A 14,820-nucleotide genomic window follows, 5' to 3' on the forward strand; every position below is an offset into this window, starting at 1 on the left:
CGCGATTCCCAATCAACCTGAAGGAGAAAACCCATGAGCGCCGAACATAAATTTCTCGCCGTCTATCTCGGCAGCATGAGCGGATCGAAAATGGCGGCGTGGCGGGCGCTGCCCGAGGCCGAGCGGAAGGCGAAGGAGCAGGCGGGCATGGCCGCTTGGCATGGCTGGGTCGAGAAGCACAAATCCGTGATCGTCGAGATGGGCGGCCCGCTCGGCAAGACCCGCAGGATCGACGGGAGCGGCATCACGGAAGTCAGCAACGCGCTGACCGGTTTCACGGTGGTGCGCGCCGCCTCGCAGGAGGACGCTGCAAAGCTGTTCGAGAACCATCCGCATTTTGCGATCTTCCCCGGCGAAGCAATCGAGGTCATGCCCGTGCTGCCGATTCCGGAGATGTAGCCCCGGTCACCCGTCATTCCGGGTTCGATACTCCGTATCGCCCCGGAATGACGTGAAAATACGGGTTAACCAGTCCGGCCGCCGCTAGTGACCTTCACGCCCGGCTCATGTAAAGGTCGTTCACATGAGCTGGCGCAAGGAGCAGCGCCGCGCCGAGCGCGGCTATCACCACGGCAATCTGAAGGAAGCCCTGTTGCAGGCGGCCCTCGGGCTGATCGCCGAGAAGGGGGCGGCCGGCTTCACCTTCGCCGATGCCGCGCGCATGGCCGGCGTCAGTGCGGCGGCGCCCTACCGGCATTTCCGCGACCGTGACGAGCTGCTGTCCTCGATCGCCCAGCGCGGTTTCGAGCAGTTCGAGGCGCGCCTGGCCGCGGTCTGGGACGACGGGCGCCCCGATACGGTCACCGCGTTCGAGCGCGTCGGCAAGGCCTATCTGGCCTTCGCCCGCGAGGAGCCCGCCTTCTACAGCGCGATGTTCGAATCGGGCGTGCCGGTGGATGCCAATCCTGCGCTTCAGGCGGCCAGCGAGCGCGCATTCAACATCATTCGCGCCGCCGCCGAGCGGCTCGCGGCCCTGACGCCGCCGGGCACGCCGCGGCCGCCGGCCATGATGATGGCCTTGCACATCTGGTCGATGGCCCACGGCGTGGCCTCGCTGTTTTCCCGCGGCGATGCCGCGCGCCGCAAGCTGCCGATGTCGCCGGACGAGCTGCTGGAGGCCGAGGTGCTGATCTATTTGCGCGGCCTCGGCTTCCCGACCGACCGTCGTCCCTCAGGCAAGGGCGCCGAGCCGCCGCCGGTGCCACCGGAGGCTTCCTCCGGTTCGGGCCTGCCGCCCGGCAGTCCCTGGGGCAAGCCGAAATAAGATTGCTCGAAGAATCACGCGGGCGTGTCTGGCGGTCGGCTTGACAAAATCGCGGGATAGTCTAGCTATGTAAATGTTATTTACATTCACAACGGCGCTGGTGCCGTGATGGAGATGGGAAATGGCCTATACCGCTGACGTCAATCGCTGGCGCGGCCCTTCGGACCAATACCAACAGTACGAGCGTCCCCGCATGCTCGATACGCCTTGGCATCCGGGCTGGATCGCCGTGACCATCCTCGGCTTCATCATCTGGTGGCCGATCGGACTTGCCCTTCTCTTTTTCACACTCGGGAGCAGAAGAATGTCGTGCTGGAGCCATCAGGACCGCTGGCAGAACAAGATGGAAAAGATGCAGTACAAGATGGATCGCATGCGCGACCGCATGGAGCGCCGCGGCTTCGGCTTTGGCTTCGGGCCGCCGTCCTCCGGCAACCGAGCCTTCGACGAGTATCGCAGTGAGACGCTGCGCCGGCTCGAGGAAGAGCAGGTCGAGTTCAAGAACTTCCTCGACCGCCTGCGTCACGCCAAGGACAAGGAAGAGTTCGACCAGTTCATGGCGCAGCACAAGACGCGCCCGACTCCGCCGCCGACCGACCAGCAGCAGGGCTGATCTGAAGAAGTCCACCTCTCAAGCCTTCAGGCGCATGCCCCCAAAGTCCTGATGGCCTCGAGCCGCCCGTCTGCGCAACCCGCAGGCGGGCGGTTTGGTTTATGTCAAACTTCGATGGTCGTCCTGGCGATGCGAAGCGCCTGCGAGGGCTTTGCGAGGCCCATCACGCAGATGTGCAGGGTCGATAGAACCCGGACCGCGCGAGCACCGACCAAGCCTTGACTGCGCCTCCGCGGCGCCGACGGGCACGATCATGACCAATATTGAACGCAAACAAATCGGCCAGCGCCTCGGATTGTTCGAGCGCGCGGCCGTGTTGTTCGAGCGCTTCGGCCCTGTGGTGCCGGTGGCGATTGCGTTCCTCAGTGGGTGGCCCGCGGAAGTTCAGCTCTACCCGGAATGGCAGCTCGGCGAGTCCTGGCGGTTGTTTCTCAGCGCCAATCTATATTGGGGCGCATCGTACGCACTCAGCCGCGCGGTGTCGTTCGCGAAGGGAAGTATCGTCCCATGATCCTGCTCCGCGATTTCGCGCTTTTCGTCCTGCCGGTGCTGATCGCCGCAGGCGGCTGGCTCTATGCGCTCAGCCTCCGCAAGCAGGCTGACCCCGGCCGCGCCCGCGATGGACGCGCCCCGGCAGCATGACCGCTGCCGGCCGGTGTCGCATGGCGTGAAGTTTCAGCGCACTGCGGCGAGTTGCGCGTGAACCGAGGCCAGGAAGTATTCGTAGGCGTGGTCGACGATCTCGTTGAGCGATCGCGTGCGCGCGAACATCGCTTTGGCCTCCGCGAGAAACTCCTCGCGGGTCGGGATCTTCGGCAGATGCAGATGCGTCAGCGCGTCGACACCTTCATGCGCGCGATTGAGAATGTCGTGCAGCGACGGCAGCTGCAACTGGGCGAGATCGGCACGGCGGCGTGCCGACGAAATCGCATGCGCCAGGGTCTGCGCATCGAACCGTCCGGCGAGCTGGCGGGCGGCCCGCTGGATGACCCGCGCGCCGAGCGGCTGCTCGTTGCGCAGCACCTGTTCGGGCGGCGCTTTCATGTTCCAGACGACGCCGATCCACGACAGCAGCGTCAGGATGTAATAGGTCACGTCGACTTCCCACCAGCGAAAGCCCTGTCGCACGCTGCTCTGATAGGCGTGGTGATTGTTGTGCCAGCCCTCACCCAGCGTGAACAACGCCAGCAGCCAGTTGTTGCGGGAATCATCGCCGGTCACGTAGCGCTTGCGCCCGTGCACATGGGCAAGCGAATTGATGCAGAAGGTCGCGTGATAGACCAGCACAGTGCTCCAGAGAAAGCCGACCACCAGACCCGACCATCCTGCGACCAGGAAGCAGAGCCCTGCCAGCACGAACGCCGGCAGCAGCTCCAGCCGATGCAGCCACATCAGCTCGGGATAGGCGGCGAGATCGCCGACCTTCACGAGGTCGGTTGCGTCGTGCTGCCGGTAAAAGATCCAGCCGAGATGGCTATAGAGGAAGCCGCGGTGACGCGGTGAATGCACGTCGTTTTCGGTGTCGGAATGCAGGTGATGGTGGCGATGTTTGGCCGCCCACCACAACACGCTCTTCTGGGCGCTGCTTTGCGCAAGGCAGGCCAGGATGAACTGAAACACCCGGCTGGTCGCAAACGCCCGATGCGAGAAATAGCGATGGTAGCCGGCTCCGATCGCGAACATCCGCAAGCAATAGAGTGAGACGCAGATCGCGACCGCCTGCCAGGTGACGCCCGACCAGATTGCCGCAAGGCAGCCGAGATGGACCAGCAGGAACGGCAGGGCGGATGGATACATGATGTCGTCGTGCTGGTCGTCGGCGGGGGCGTTGGGCGACATATTTGAGCGTGACCTCGGATGACGTGGATTCGGAACTGGATCCGGCAGCTTGACGTCCGGCGGGTACCAAAACCCGCGGATGCCACCGCGGGCTTCGGCCGAAGGGTGGCCGCAGCTCTCTGGCAAGCAAGCCCGTAGCCTTACGGGGAGCATGGCGCACAGGTGGCCGCGCGTGTTGCCGACGCCAATTGGCGCGCAGGCGGCCTGGGTCCTATATTCGACAGCGAGAAGCAAGCGTCAAAACACCGCAGGCGGCAATGCGGACGGAGACTGCGATCATGGCGAGCGACATCCTCTGGCAGGAGATACGCGGCGAGGCGCGGCGCGCCGCAGCGGCGGATCCCGTCTTCGGCAAGGCTGTCGCCGATGCCATCCTTGCCCATGACGATTTTACCGCTGCCTTGGCCGATCTGATCGGGCGTCGGCTGGGCGGCAGCGCCGCCGATCGCGAGCGCTTCACGACGTTTTCCCGCGATGCCTTTCGCGGCCAACCGGATCTGGTCGAAGCGGCCGGCCGCGACCTAACCGCCATCGTGCTCCGCGATCCCGCCATCGCCGGATTGTTGCCGCCGCTGCTGCACTTCAAGGGCTATGTCGCGCTGCAGTCCTGGCGCGTCTCGCACTGGCTATGGCGTCATGACCATCGTGATGCGGCGCTGCTGTTGCAGAACGAGGCTTCGAACGTCCTGCAGGTCAGCATTCATCCGGCCGCGAGCCTCGGCTCGTCGGTTTATCTCGACCATGCCACCGGCATCGTGATCGGTGCCAATGTCGTCATCGGCGACGAGGCGACCATCCTTCAGAATGTCAGCATCGGACGCCATGGCGACCTGCCGATGCGCTCGCCTCGCATCGGTCGCGGCGTGTTCATCGGCTCCGGCGCGACCATCCTCGGCGACATCGAGATCGGCGACTTCGCCAAGATCGGCGCCGGGACTGTCGTGACCGGTGACGTGCCTGGCGGCTGCACCGCAATCGGCAATCCCGCGCGGCTCACCAATTGCCTTGCGGCCGCTTCGTCCGCTTGACTGTCGCTCAGGCGGCGCGGCGGTGGCTTTCGCCGCCATGATGCGGGTTGACCGGCTCCGAGCTGGTCTGGCCCGGCGCGTCCAGCACCGCGACGTGGTGGCGGTAGACCATTTCCCAGCCCTTCCATCCCGTGAACAGGAGGATGCCGACCACGACCAGGGACAGCACGACGCCCCAGGGGTTGATCGCCGCCTCCGCGCCTTGGGCGTAGCGGAGATAGAAATTGACCAGGGCCAGCACCACCGCCGCGAGATTGCCGATCATGTGGTACCAGGCGTCGTTCAGGCGGCGGATGCGCGGCTCGCTGAAGAAGTCGGTAAAGCCGGCTGCGGCGGCAACCAGCGCCATGACGATGCCGGCGCCGATCAGCCACATCGCGGCGCGTGCCCAAAAACCGTCGCCGGTTCCGATGAAGGCGAGATCGGCGATGGGGGCGCCGACCAGGAACGCGACGGGGAACGGGATCAGCATGGGGTGGAGCGGGTGATCGCCGATCGCGGCGGTCGTCTTGGGGTTGATGGACATGGCAGGACCTCGCTGAGAGTGATTTTCCGGACAATTTTTGGCGCGAGAGCAGGTTCCTCCGGCCGGTGCGTCCGGAACACGGGATCCGGGGTCCATCCCCCTGCACGGACTGCCTTTCCTGCAACCAAATGCGCCGCCGGTAACCCCGCATTAACCATCGGCGGGCTCTGGTATGTGCGGACAGGCGTGCCCGGAGCCCGACGTCAAGGCCTGGGGTCGAGGCCCCTTAGTTTTGACATCTTGGCGGGGAATGCAGGCGGCCGGCTTTTGACGAGCCTTTGGACGAGCCCTGCACCCCAGAAAGACAAGGCTTTGAGCGGGCTTGCCCGCCGCGCGGGTCCAGCGCGGCTGTTGGGGAACACCGGCCGCGATTTGCTGGCCGAAGGACATTAGGTAACGATCGCCTTGAGAGGATACTGCTTATGAATCCGGCCGAATTGGCTCAGTCAGCCCTTCCGGTTGCTGCCTCCGCCGACGTGTCGCTGATCGCGCTGTTCTGGCAGGCTCACTGGATCGTGAAAGCGGTGATGCTGGGGCTTCTGGCCTGCTCGGTCTGGGTCTGGGCGATCGCCATCGACAAGATCTTTCTCTACGCGCGCACCCGCCGCTCGATGGACCGGTTCGAGCAGGCGTTCTGGTCCGGCGAGTCGATCGAGGAGCTCTATCGCACGCTGTCGGCCAAGCCGACGCATTCCATGGCGGCCTGCTTCGTGGCGGCGATGCGCGAATGGAAGCGCTCGTTCGAGAGCCATGCCCGCTCGGTCGCAGGGCTTCAGATGCGCATCGACAAGGTGATGAACGTCTCGATTGCGCGCGAGGTCGAGCGGCTGGAACGGCGCCTTTTGGTGCTGGCGACCGTCGGCTCCGCCGGCCCCTTCGTCGGCCTGTTCGGCACGGTCTGGGGCATCATGTCGAGCTTCCAGTCGATCGCGGCCTCGAAAAATACCTCTCTGGCGGTGGTCGCCCCCGGTATCGCCGAGGCGCTGTTTGCGACCGCCGTCGGCCTTATCGCCGCCATTCCTGCCACTATTTTCTACAATAAGTTCACCTCCGAGGTGAACCGGCAGGCCCAGCGGCTCGAGGGCTTTGCTGATGAATTTTCAGCCATTCTGTCTCGTCAGATCGACGAGCGGGGCTGACGGACGGCATGTATAGTGTGAAGGGCAATCTGGGCACGCGATCATGGCCATGAACGTTGCGAGTTCGTCCGGCGGCGGCGGGCGCCGCGGCCGGCGCAAGCCGGTCGTGGCCGAGATCAACGTCACGCCGATGGTCGACGTCATGCTGGTGCTGCTCATCATCTTCATGGTGTCGGCACCGATGCTGACGGTCGGCGTCCCGCTCGACCTGCCCCAGACCAGTGCCAAGAGCCTCGAAAACAACGACCAGAAGCCGATCCAGATGTCGGTCGACATCAAGGGCAAGGTGTTCATCAACGACACCGAGATTGCGCTGAACGAGCTGATCCCGAAGCTGAAGGCGATCACCGATGCGCGCGGCGGCCTCGAGGAACGCATCTATCTGCGCGCCGACAAGAAGGCGGATTACGGCACCGTGGCCAAGGTGATGGGCCAGCTCTCGGGCGCCGGATTCAAGAAGCTGGCGCTCGTCACGGAAGCGGATCAGGGGTCTTGAGGCCGTGAAGGTGAACGTCGACAAGACACTCGTTGCGTCGATTGCCCTGCATGTCCTCGTGCTGGGATGGGGGCTCGTCACCTTCAGCAGCAAGGCCTACATCGCTACGCAGGAATCGCTTCCGATCGACATCATCTCCTCCGATCAGCTCGCCAAGATGATGGCGGGGCAGAAGACCGGCAAGAAGGAGGAGCCGAAGCCGAAGGTCGAGAAGATCGCGGAGCCCAAGCCCGAGGAAGACGCCGTCGGCAAGGTCACCGAGAAGAAAGAGCTGATCAAGACCAACTCCCAGCCGGAGCCGCCGCCGAAGCCGGTCGAGAAGCCGGTGGAGAAGAAGCCGGAGCCGCCGAAGCCCGTGGCGGAGGCCAAGCCGAAGGAAGAGCCGAAGCCGCAGGAAAAGAAGCCTGATCCGGCCAAGGAAGATCCGATCGCCGAGCTGCAGAAGAAGATGGAGACCAAGAAGCCGCCGCCGAAGCCCGTGGAGCAGAAGGTCGCGGCGGTGCAGCCGCAGCAGCAGCCCAAGCCCAAGGAGCGCACGTTCGACCCCGCGCAGATCCAGCGCGACCTCGACAAGCGCGCCGCGACGCGGCACGAGCAGACCGGCTCGGCGCTGAATGCGTCGGCATCACTGGGTTCGACGTCAGGGACAGCCGCAAACAACGTCGCGACGTGGCAGGGAGCTTTCGTTTCCAGGGTTAAGCACTGCTTCAAATTCCCTTACGATGCTCAGGACAGGGATCAGTTTGAGGCCGACATAGACATACAGATGCGTCCCGATGGCACGCTCGCTTCAGTTCCTGTCATCGTCGCTGTGCGAGGACCGTCTCGGACAGTTGCAAATGCGATGGCGGAGAGTGCCAAGCGTGCGATCCAAGAGTGTCAGGCCTACACATTCTTGCCCAAGTCCCAGTACGACACGTGGAAAACGATTGCGCTGACTTTCGATATGAAAGATCCGCATTAGATGAGACATGAATTGACTCAGGTGGATAAGATGCCTTTTCTGACGCGACGTGGGTTTATCGCGGCCGCGGGATCGACAGTTACCCTGCTGGCCACACGCGCCGCAACCGCGCAGGGGCGACTTCAAGTCAGTCCCGGCGGATTCCAACCCATCTCAATCGCGATCAGCAACTTCGTGCCTGGTTCTCCCTCTGACGGAGATGTCGGCAATGGCGTCACGCAGGTCATCACCAACAATCTGAAGCGCTCAGGTCTGTTTGCGCCGATCGACCAGGCCGCCTTCATCGAGCGCATCAGCAACATCGACGTCGCGCCCCAATTCGAGAACTGGAAGACCCTGAACGCGCAGGCCCTCGTCACCGGCCGCATGACGCGGCAGCCGGACGGCCGGCTCAAGGCCGAGTTTCGCTTGTGGGACGTCCTCTCCGGCCAGCAGCTCACCGGCCAGCAATATTTCACCTCGCCGGAATATTGGCGCCGCATCGCCCACATCATCTCCGACCAGATCTATGAGAAATTGACCGGCGAGAAGGGCTATTTCGACAGCCGCGTCGTGTTCGTGGATGAGACCGGCCCGAAGGAGCGCCGCGTCAAGCGGCTCGCGATCATGGATCAGGACGGCGCCAATGTGCGCTATCTGACCCGCGGCTCCGATCTCGTGCTGACCCCGCGCTTCTCGCCGAACTCGCAAGAGATCACCTATATGGAGTTCGGCCAGGGCGATCCGAAGGTCTACCTCTACAACATCGAGACCGGCCAGCGCGAGATCGTCGGCAATTTCCCCGGCATGACCTTTGCGCCGCGCTTCTCGCCGGACGGCCAGCGCGTCATCATGAGCCTGCAGCAGGGCGGCAATTCCAACCTGTTCGTGATGGATCTGCGCTCGCGTTCGACCACGCGTCTCACCGACACGCCGGCGATCGACACCTCGCCGTCCTATTCGCCGGACGGCAGCCGCATCTGCTTCGAGTCCGATCGTGGCGGCAGGTCGCAGATCTACGTGATGAGCGCGGGCGGCGGACAGGCGCAGCGCATCTCCTTCTCCAAGGACGACACCAACGCCAGCTATTCGACGCCGGTGTGGTCGCCGAAGGGCGACTACATCGCCTTCACCCGGCAGGGCGGCGGGCAGTTCGCGATCGGCGTCATGAAGCCCGACGGCTCGGGCGAGCGGCTGCTCACCTCCGGCTTTCACAACGAAGGCCCGACCTTCTCGCCGAACGGCCGCGTGCTGATGTTCTTCCGCGATCCTGGCGGCAATGGCGGACCGTCGCTGTACTCGGTCGACATCTCCGGCCGCAACGAATTGAAAGTGCCGACGCCGGGTTTTGCCTCGGACCCGGCATGGTCGCCACTGTTGTCCTCGACCTCGGGCTGACAACGGCGCAGTTGAAACATCGCGCGTTCAGACGCGCGATGTTTTCGAAAAACCGCGCCGATTTTTTCCGAGTTTGCCGTGACCGGCAACACTTCCTTCACCTTGCGCCCGGCAAGGCTTGCCTACCTGCTTGATATTCCAGCGGAAATCATTTCGCTATTGCCGAAAAGCAACCCGACTTTAACGATGTTCCCTCAGAAAAGCTTCATCTCGGCTGGGTAAGACTACGCGCTGAACAGGACGCGCGTACAAACCAAAATGCAGTTCGCAAGCCAGAGCGGAGAGCAGGGGCAGCCGCCGCCGGTCAATCCGGCGGCGCAGATCGATTCGCTCTTTGAAGCGCCCGGACCGCTGCTGGCCGGTCTCATCTTCGTGTCGATCGGTGCTGCGCTGACTGCGCTGAAGACAGGTGAGACCCTGATTTGGGCGTGCGTGGCGTTGCTCGTCTTGGCCGGAACGGTGCGGGCGATCGATTTGCGGCGCTATCAGGGACGCAAGTCGAGCGTGACCGCCGAGGCGGCCAAACGCTGGCAGGCGCGGTATCAGATCGGCGCGAAGATCCAAGCTGCAGCGATCGGCATCTGGTGCGGCACGACTCTGCTCGCCACCGACGACGCGGTCGCGCATATGATTGCCCTGTCGGTCACGACAGGCATCGCCGCAGGGGGAGCGGGAAGGGCGTACGGACGACCGTCGATCTTCCATCTGCAGGCGCTGCTCATTTTCGCCCCGGCGGTGTTGGCATTGGCGTGGCGCGGCACGCCCTACTACATCGCGATGGCCGTTGTGAGCGCGGCCTTCCTGCTGGCGATCATGCAGCTCTCGGTCAACTTGCACCGGATCTTCATGGGCGCCGTGGTGGCGCGCGAACGCGAAGCCGCACTTGCGGGCCAGTTCGATACCGCCCTCAACAACATGCCGCACGGTCTTTGCATGTTCCATCGCGATGGCCAGCTCGCGGTGATGAATCACCGCTTCGCGGCGATGATGAACCTGCCTGACCATCTGCCTCGGAGCGGCGCCAGCGCGCGCGACATCATCGCGGCGTGCGTGCAGGCAAGATCCATCTCGAGCGCGGACGGCGAGCATATCGTCGCCGGCATCGAAAGTTCGCGAGAGAAGGAGATCATCACCGCCGAGGCGAACCTGGAGCGAAATCGGTCGCTGTGCTGGACCGTTCAGCCGATGGCGGACGGAGGGGCGGTGCTGCTGCTCGAGGACATCACCGAGCGGCGCAACGCAGAGGCCAAGATCACCCATCTTGCGCGATACGACGACCTGACGGCGTTGCCGAACAGGGTCAACTTCCGCGACCAGATCGAGCACCTGCTGGCTGTCTCCCACGATGCGGCGCAGCTCTCTGCGCTGCTGTTCATCGACCTCGACCAGTTCAAGCAGGTCAACGACACGCTGGGCCATCCCTGCGGCGACCAGCTCCTGTGCGCCGTCGCCAACCGCCTGCGCGAGATGCTGCGCCCCGAGGATTTCGTCGCCCGGTTCGGCGGCGACGAGTTCGTCGTGTTCCAGCAGAACCTCACGGCGCCCGAGGACGCCGCGGCACTCGCCCGCCGCATCGTCGAGCGGTTGAGCGAGCGGTACCGCATCGACAATCATCTGGTCGAGATCGGCGCCAGCGTTGGCATCGCGCTGACCTCGCCGGAGGGCACCAGCGCCGACACGCTGCTCAAGAACGCCGATATGGCGCTGTACCGCGCCAAAGCCGACGGCCGCGGCACCTATTGTTTCTTCCGCGACGAGATGGCCGCGACCGTCGAGCAGCGCCGCATCCTCGAGCTCGACCTGCGCAAGGCGCTCGCCAACGAGGAATTCGAGCTGTTCTTCCAGCCGCTGGTCAATCTGAGGTCCGGCAAGATCACCACCTGCGAAGCGCTGCTGCGCTGGAATCATCCGGTGCGCGGCACGGTCTCCCCGGTCGACATCATCCCGGTCGCCGAGGACATGGGCCTGATCGTCGATCTCGGCCGCTGGATCCTGCGCCGCGCCTGCATGGAATGCATGAAGTGGCCGGAGGGTGTCAGCGTCGCCGTCAATTTCTCGCCGCAACAATTCCACCAGCGCGACGTCCTGAACGAAATCCGCTACGCGCTCGAAGTGTCGGGCCTGCCGGCGCATCGTCTTGAGATCGAGATCACCGAGTCCTCGCTGCTGCGCAACACCCAACTCACCCACGACATCCTGTCGCAATTGCATGCGCTCGGCGTGCGCATCTCGCTCGACGATTTCGGCACCGGCTATTCCAGCCTCAGCTACCTGCACAATTTTCCGATGCAGAAGGTGAAGATCGATCGCTCCTTCCTCGAAGGCATCGATTCCGACCGGCCGCTGACGCTGCTGCGCGGTGTCGCGCGGCTGTCCGCCGATCTCGGCATGGCCGTCGTGGTCGAAGGCATCGAGACCAATGAGCAGCTCGAGCTGATCAGCGCCGACGGCACCGTGACCGAAGGGCAGGGCTACCTGTTCAGCCGGCCCGTACCGGCGGTGCGGATCCGGCAATTGCTCAACGCCTCGCATGGTCGTCGCGTGCCCGACGACCAGCTCGCCCTCGTGTCGTCGCGATAGGCCCGATCCCTTCCCGACAGCTCCACTCCCGCAATCGGCTCCCATCTGCACCGTAGTCTTGCGGGCTCGCAAAGGTTAACCCTAACGATTCTATAGCTTTGCAATTCCGTTAAGGAACCATTAAGGTCTGGCTACTCGTGGAAGTTGCTTGGAGTCAGAGGTTGCAGATGAAGTCCGGAGCCGAACCGAACACGGCGCTCCTTCCACGAGGCGCCGCGTTGTTTGACCGCATCGATTATCGGCTCATCGAAACGCCCGAGGACAAGGACAACCTGTATCTGATGCGCTACCGCGCCTATCTGCAGGCCGGTCTGATCGAGCCATCACCTTCACTGCGCGTCAGCGATCGTTTCGACGAAACGCCCAACACCTGGAATTTCGGGGTCTACGTTGACGGAGAGCTTTGCAGCTCCGTCCGCATCCATCTGCTGACGTCGGAATGGCGGATGTCCTATACCACCGAGGTGTTCGGCGACATCCTGCATCCCCGCCTCGATCGCGGCGAGGTTTTTGTCGATCCGTGCCGGCTCGTTGCAGATCCCGACAAGCACCACCGCTTTCCCGAGCTGCCCTATTTGACCGTCCGCCTCGCCTTTGTCGCGTGCGATCATTTCAACGCCGACACCGGCCTTGCCATGATCCGGACCGATCATCAGGCGTTCTACCGCCGCATCTTCCTGCACGAGACCATTTCGCCGGAGCCGCGGGGCTTTCCGGGCTGGCCCACCAAGAAGGCGGTCCTGATGGCGACAGACGTCCGGCGGCAGCGGGACAAGGTGCTGGCGCGCTTTCCGATCATGCGCTCCAGTGCGTTCGAGCGGCGCATGCTGTTTGAACGCAGCATCCCCCGCCAGGCCGCCACGCGGCCGATTCTGCTCACCACGCCGCGGACCCTGGACGTGGTCTCTCAAGCGCTCGGTTCGGTCTAGGCGGGCGCTCCCCGGTCATTTCGGCCCAAAATTCCAGCAAGTGCCGGCTCTTTTGCCGGCCGACGCGGCTTGCCTTCACCCTCGCGCCACATTTACAACCCATTAACCATGACGTTTGCTTTTCGCTGGTTGGGGGCATTTGACCGGCTGAGGCAAGGTTCCGTCAAGGTTGACGGAACGTTCGCTTAACCAACCCCCTGTAGACCGGACAGCAGTGGACTAACGTGAGCGTGGAGGCTCCGGAATGAGACATCCTATGCGTATCCTCCAGGGATTGAAGCTGGCCGCGGTGCTCGCCGTCGCGCTGTCGATGGGCGCCTGCGCCAACAAGAATGCCGCGACGGATGCGATGGCCAATGCGGCGACGCCCGGCAGCCAGCAGGACTTCGTCGTCAACGTCGGCGACCGCGTGTTCTTCGAAAGCGACCAGACCGATCTGACCCCGCAGGCGATCGTGACCCTGGAGAAGCAGGCGCAGTGGCTGCAAACCTATCCGCGCTACGCCTTCACCATCGAAGGTCATGCCGACGAGCGCGGCACCCGCGAATACAACATCGCGCTCGGCGCCCGCCGTGCCCAGTCGGTGCGTTCGTTCCTCGCCTCGCGCGGCATCGACCCGAACCGCATGCGCACGATCTCCTACGGCAAGGAACGGCCGGTCGCCGTCTGTAACGACATCTCCTGCTGGTCGCAGAACCGCCGCGCCGTCACTGTCCTGAACGCCAGCTCCTGACGATCGGTCAGGTCCCCGGCGGTCAGTCAGGCCCCGTTCAGCTTTGCAATTGGATGATGCCGGCGCCCTCTCGGGCGCCGGTTTCGTTTCAGCATTCTGTGACTGAAAACCCCTTGGTATCAGTCACATTTTTGGCGTACTCCACTTCAATGTGTGGCGCGTCGAGGGTTCCGTCGCAGGCCATTTCGCTTTCGTCGTCAGGGCAAGATGTCATCCAGATTTAAGGCTTTTACCGGTACCGCGGCGACCGCCGCGCTGCTCTCCTTGTGCTCGCCCGCGCTTGCGCAATCGGTCTACGGGCAGTCGGATGATGCCGACCCGGAGATGCGGATCGAGCGGCTGGAGAACCGGCTGCGCCAGCTCACCGGCCAGAACGAGGAGCTGCAATATCGCAACCGCCAGCTCGAAGAGCGCCTGCGGGCGCTCGAGGGCGGCGCGCAAGGGGCGCCCGGGCAGGCACCCAACGTCGCGGCGATGCCGCCCGCGCAGATCGCACCGAGCCAGATTGCACCAGGTCAGGTCGCGCCCGGCTATCGCCAGCCGCCGCCGCAACAGCAAGCCGCGCAGCCGAGCTACGAGCAGCCGCAGATCGCCGCGCCCGCACCGATCGTTCAGGAGCAGCCGGCGCCCGGTGCACCCGGCACGCGCCGCCGCGGCGATGCCTTCGACCCGAACCAGAACCCGAATGCACCCGGCGCGCCGCGCGCACTCGGCGGCGGGCAGCAGCCGATGCCGGCGGTCACGCCTGGCGGCGGCCGCAATGCGGGCGAGCCGCTCGATCTCGCCAACACCAGCCCGCGCTACCAGCAAGGTGTGCCGCCGGCCGCGCAGCCCGGCTATCCGCCGGCACAATCGGGTTATCCCGCACCGGCCGGTGGCGCTGCTTTGGCCACCCTGCCGCCGTCGGCGACGCCCCGCGACGAGTTCGACCTCGGCATCGGCTACATGCAGCGCAAGGACTACGCGCTGGCCGAGCAAACCATGAAGAACTTCACGCAGAAATTTCCGAGCGACCCGCTGGTCGGCGACGCGCAATACTGGCTCGGCGAGAGCTATTTCCAGCGCCAGCAATATCGCGATTCCGCCGAAGCGTTCCTCGCCGTCACCACCAAATACGAGAAATCGGCCAAGGCGCCGGATGCGCTGCTGCGGCTCGGCCAGTCGCTCGCCGCGCTGAAGGAGAAGGAGGCCGCCTGCGCCGCCTTCGGCGAGATCGGCCGCAAATATCCGCGCGCCTCCGCCGGCGTCAAAGCCACCGTCGATCGCGAGCAGAAGCGAGTGAAGTGCTGATCCGCTGACAAAGCGGATGGCGTTGCGCTAAACATTCGGTCC

17 protein-coding genes are annotated in these 14,820 nt (G+C 64.2%); 15 read left to right on the plus strand and 2 right to left on the minus strand.

The window, feature by feature from the left end:
• Positions 1 to 33 precede the first annotated feature (33 nt).
• The 5 genes from ABIA45_RS33710 (at position 34) to ABIA45_RS33730 (ending at position 2,519) form a co-directional block, all read left to right on the plus strand.
• The gene (locus ABIA45_RS33710) at positions 34 to 399 is read left to right on the plus strand and encodes a YciI family protein (RefSeq protein ID WP_128264188.1); all 366 of its coding nucleotides are present in this window, start codon (positions 34 to 36) and stop codon (positions 397 to 399) included.
• A 124-nt stretch (positions 400 to 523) separates the two neighbouring features.
• Positions 524 to 1,264 (plus strand): TetR/AcrR family transcriptional regulator, encoded by a 741-nt coding sequence (locus tag ABIA45_RS33715; protein WP_128264187.1) that lies wholly within the window; start codon positions 524 to 526, stop codon positions 1,262 to 1,264.
• Positions 1,265 to 1,385: 121 nt separating this feature from the next.
• On the plus strand, positions 1,386 to 1,877 hold the full coding sequence (locus ABIA45_RS33720) for a DUF2852 domain-containing protein (protein ID WP_025034098.1): 492 nt from the start codon (positions 1,386 to 1,388) through the stop codon (positions 1,875 to 1,877).
• Between the two features lie 253 nt (positions 1,878 to 2,130).
• The gene (locus ABIA45_RS33725) at positions 2,131 to 2,388 is read left to right on the plus strand and encodes a hypothetical protein (RefSeq protein ID WP_404654912.1); all 258 of its coding nucleotides are present in this window, start codon (positions 2,131 to 2,133) and stop codon (positions 2,386 to 2,388) included.
• Positions 2,385 to 2,519 (plus strand): hypothetical protein, encoded by a 135-nt coding sequence (locus tag ABIA45_RS33730; RefSeq protein WP_271542926.1) that lies wholly within the window; start codon positions 2,385 to 2,387, stop codon positions 2,517 to 2,519. The genes ABIA45_RS33725 and ABIA45_RS33730 overlap by 4 nt, the downstream gene beginning before the upstream one ends.
• A 33-nt stretch (positions 2,520 to 2,552) precedes the next feature.
• On the opposite strand, the gene ABIA45_RS33735 is transcribed toward ABIA45_RS33730, so the two are convergent.
• Positions 2,553 to 3,716 (minus strand): acyl-CoA desaturase, encoded by a 1,164-nt coding sequence (locus ABIA45_RS33735; RefSeq protein ID WP_404546001.1) that lies wholly within the window; start codon positions 3,714 to 3,716, stop codon positions 2,553 to 2,555.
• A gap of 278 nt (positions 3,717 to 3,994) precedes the next feature.
• On the opposite strand from ABIA45_RS33735, the gene ABIA45_RS33740 reads away from it, so the two are divergent.
• Positions 3,995 to 4,744 (plus strand): DapH/DapD/GlmU-related protein, encoded by a 750-nt coding sequence (locus tag ABIA45_RS33740; RefSeq protein ID WP_404546003.1) that lies wholly within the window; start codon positions 3,995 to 3,997, stop codon positions 4,742 to 4,744.
• 7 nt (positions 4,745 to 4,751) lie between these two features.
• On the opposite strand, the gene ABIA45_RS33745 is transcribed toward ABIA45_RS33740, so the two are convergent.
• Complete coding sequence (locus tag ABIA45_RS33745) at positions 4,752 to 5,270, minus strand: DUF2231 domain-containing protein (RefSeq protein ID WP_157283799.1); 519 nt, start codon at positions 5,268 to 5,270, stop codon at positions 4,752 to 4,754.
• A 422-nt stretch (positions 5,271 to 5,692) separates the two neighbouring features.
• On the opposite strand from ABIA45_RS33745, the gene tolQ reads away from it, so the two are divergent.
• From tolQ to ybgF, 9 genes are all read left to right on the plus strand, one after another.
• Positions 5,693 to 6,409: a protein TolQ gene (tolQ, locus tag ABIA45_RS33750; protein ID WP_008546343.1), complete on the plus strand. Its 717-nt coding sequence runs from the start codon at positions 5,693 to 5,695 to the stop codon at positions 6,407 to 6,409.
• Positions 6,410 to 6,452: 43 nt separating this feature from the next.
• Positions 6,453 to 6,905, plus strand: a complete 453-nt coding sequence (tolR, locus tag ABIA45_RS33755) for a protein TolR (RefSeq protein WP_036021864.1) — start codon at positions 6,453 to 6,455, stop codon at positions 6,903 to 6,905.
• Positions 6,906 to 6,909: 4 nt separating this feature from the next.
• Complete coding sequence (locus ABIA45_RS33760) at positions 6,910 to 7,869, plus strand: cell envelope integrity protein TolA (RefSeq protein WP_404654915.1); 960 nt, start codon at positions 6,910 to 6,912, stop codon at positions 7,867 to 7,869.
• A 30-nt stretch (positions 7,870 to 7,899) separates the two neighbouring features.
• Positions 7,900 to 9,246 (plus strand): Tol-Pal system beta propeller repeat protein TolB, encoded by a 1,347-nt coding sequence (tolB, locus tag ABIA45_RS33765; RefSeq protein ID WP_404654917.1) that lies wholly within the window; start codon positions 7,900 to 7,902, stop codon positions 9,244 to 9,246.
• 78 nt (positions 9,247 to 9,324) lie between these two features.
• Complete coding sequence (locus tag ABIA45_RS33770) at positions 9,325 to 9,468, plus strand: hypothetical protein (protein WP_404654918.1); 144 nt, start codon at positions 9,325 to 9,327, stop codon at positions 9,466 to 9,468.
• Between the two features lie 36 nt (positions 9,469 to 9,504).
• Positions 9,505 to 11,826 (plus strand): bifunctional diguanylate cyclase/phosphodiesterase, encoded by a 2,322-nt coding sequence (locus tag ABIA45_RS33775; protein WP_271542929.1) that lies wholly within the window; start codon positions 9,505 to 9,507, stop codon positions 11,824 to 11,826.
• 167 nt (positions 11,827 to 11,993) lie between these two features.
• Complete coding sequence (locus ABIA45_RS33780) at positions 11,994 to 12,755, plus strand: N-acyl amino acid synthase FeeM domain-containing protein (RefSeq protein ID WP_404654920.1); 762 nt, start codon at positions 11,994 to 11,996, stop codon at positions 12,753 to 12,755.
• A 244-nt stretch (positions 12,756 to 12,999) separates the two neighbouring features.
• Positions 13,000 to 13,488 (plus strand): peptidoglycan-associated lipoprotein Pal, encoded by a 489-nt coding sequence (pal, locus tag ABIA45_RS33785; RefSeq protein WP_157283802.1) that lies wholly within the window; start codon positions 13,000 to 13,002, stop codon positions 13,486 to 13,488.
• Between the two features lie 207 nt (positions 13,489 to 13,695).
• The gene (gene ybgF, locus ABIA45_RS33790; protein WP_404546007.1) at positions 13,696 to 14,778 is read left to right on the plus strand and encodes a tol-pal system protein YbgF; all 1,083 of its coding nucleotides are present in this window, start codon (positions 13,696 to 13,698) and stop codon (positions 14,776 to 14,778) included.
• Positions 14,779 to 14,820: the final 42 nt, after the last annotated feature.

This window comes from Bradyrhizobium sp. USDA 336 (genome assembly GCF_044908355.1).
Lineage (GTDB): Bacteria > Pseudomonadota > Alphaproteobacteria > Rhizobiales > Xanthobacteraceae > Bradyrhizobium > Bradyrhizobium yuanmingense.

Bases quoted from the DNA above. Each gene is read 5' to 3' on its own strand.
- ABIA45_RS33720 (WP_025034098.1), top strand. From the start codon at position 1,386: ATGGCCTATACCGCTGACGTCAATCGCTGGCGCGGCCCTTCGGACCAA.
- ABIA45_RS33735 (WP_404546001.1), bottom strand. From the start codon at position 3,716: ATGTCGCCCAACGCCCCCGCCGACGACCAGCACGACGACATCATGTAT.
- ABIA45_RS33775 (WP_271542929.1), top strand. From the start codon at position 9,505: ATGCAGTTCGCAAGCCAGAGCGGAGAGCAGGGGCAGCCGCCGCCGGTC.
- ABIA45_RS33745 (WP_157283799.1), bottom strand. From the start codon at position 5,270: ATGTCCATCAACCCCAAGACGACCGCCGCGATCGGCGATCACCCGCTC.
- ABIA45_RS33725 (WP_404654912.1), top strand. From the start codon at position 2,131: ATGACCAATATTGAACGCAAACAAATCGGCCAGCGCCTCGGATTGTTC.
- pal (WP_157283802.1), top strand. From the start codon at position 13,000: ATGAGACATCCTATGCGTATCCTCCAGGGATTGAAGCTGGCCGCGGTG.
- tolB (WP_404654917.1), top strand. From the start codon at position 7,900: ATGCCTTTTCTGACGCGACGTGGGTTTATCGCGGCCGCGGGATCGACA.
- tolQ (WP_008546343.1), top strand. From the start codon at position 5,693: ATGAATCCGGCCGAATTGGCTCAGTCAGCCCTTCCGGTTGCTGCCTCC.
- ybgF (WP_404546007.1), top strand. From the start codon at position 13,696: ATGTCATCCAGATTTAAGGCTTTTACCGGTACCGCGGCGACCGCCGCG.
- ABIA45_RS33730 (WP_271542926.1), top strand. From the start codon at position 2,385: ATGATCCTGCTCCGCGATTTCGCGCTTTTCGTCCTGCCGGTGCTGATC.
- ABIA45_RS33740 (WP_404546003.1), top strand. From the start codon at position 3,995: ATGGCGAGCGACATCCTCTGGCAGGAGATACGCGGCGAGGCGCGGCGC.
- ABIA45_RS33780 (WP_404654920.1), top strand. From the start codon at position 11,994: ATGAAGTCCGGAGCCGAACCGAACACGGCGCTCCTTCCACGAGGCGCC.
- ABIA45_RS33715 (WP_128264187.1), top strand. From the start codon at position 524: ATGAGCTGGCGCAAGGAGCAGCGCCGCGCCGAGCGCGGCTATCACCAC.
- tolR (WP_036021864.1), top strand. From the start codon at position 6,453: ATGGCCATGAACGTTGCGAGTTCGTCCGGCGGCGGCGGGCGCCGCGGC.
- ABIA45_RS33710 (WP_128264188.1), top strand. From the start codon at position 34: ATGAGCGCCGAACATAAATTTCTCGCCGTCTATCTCGGCAGCATGAGC.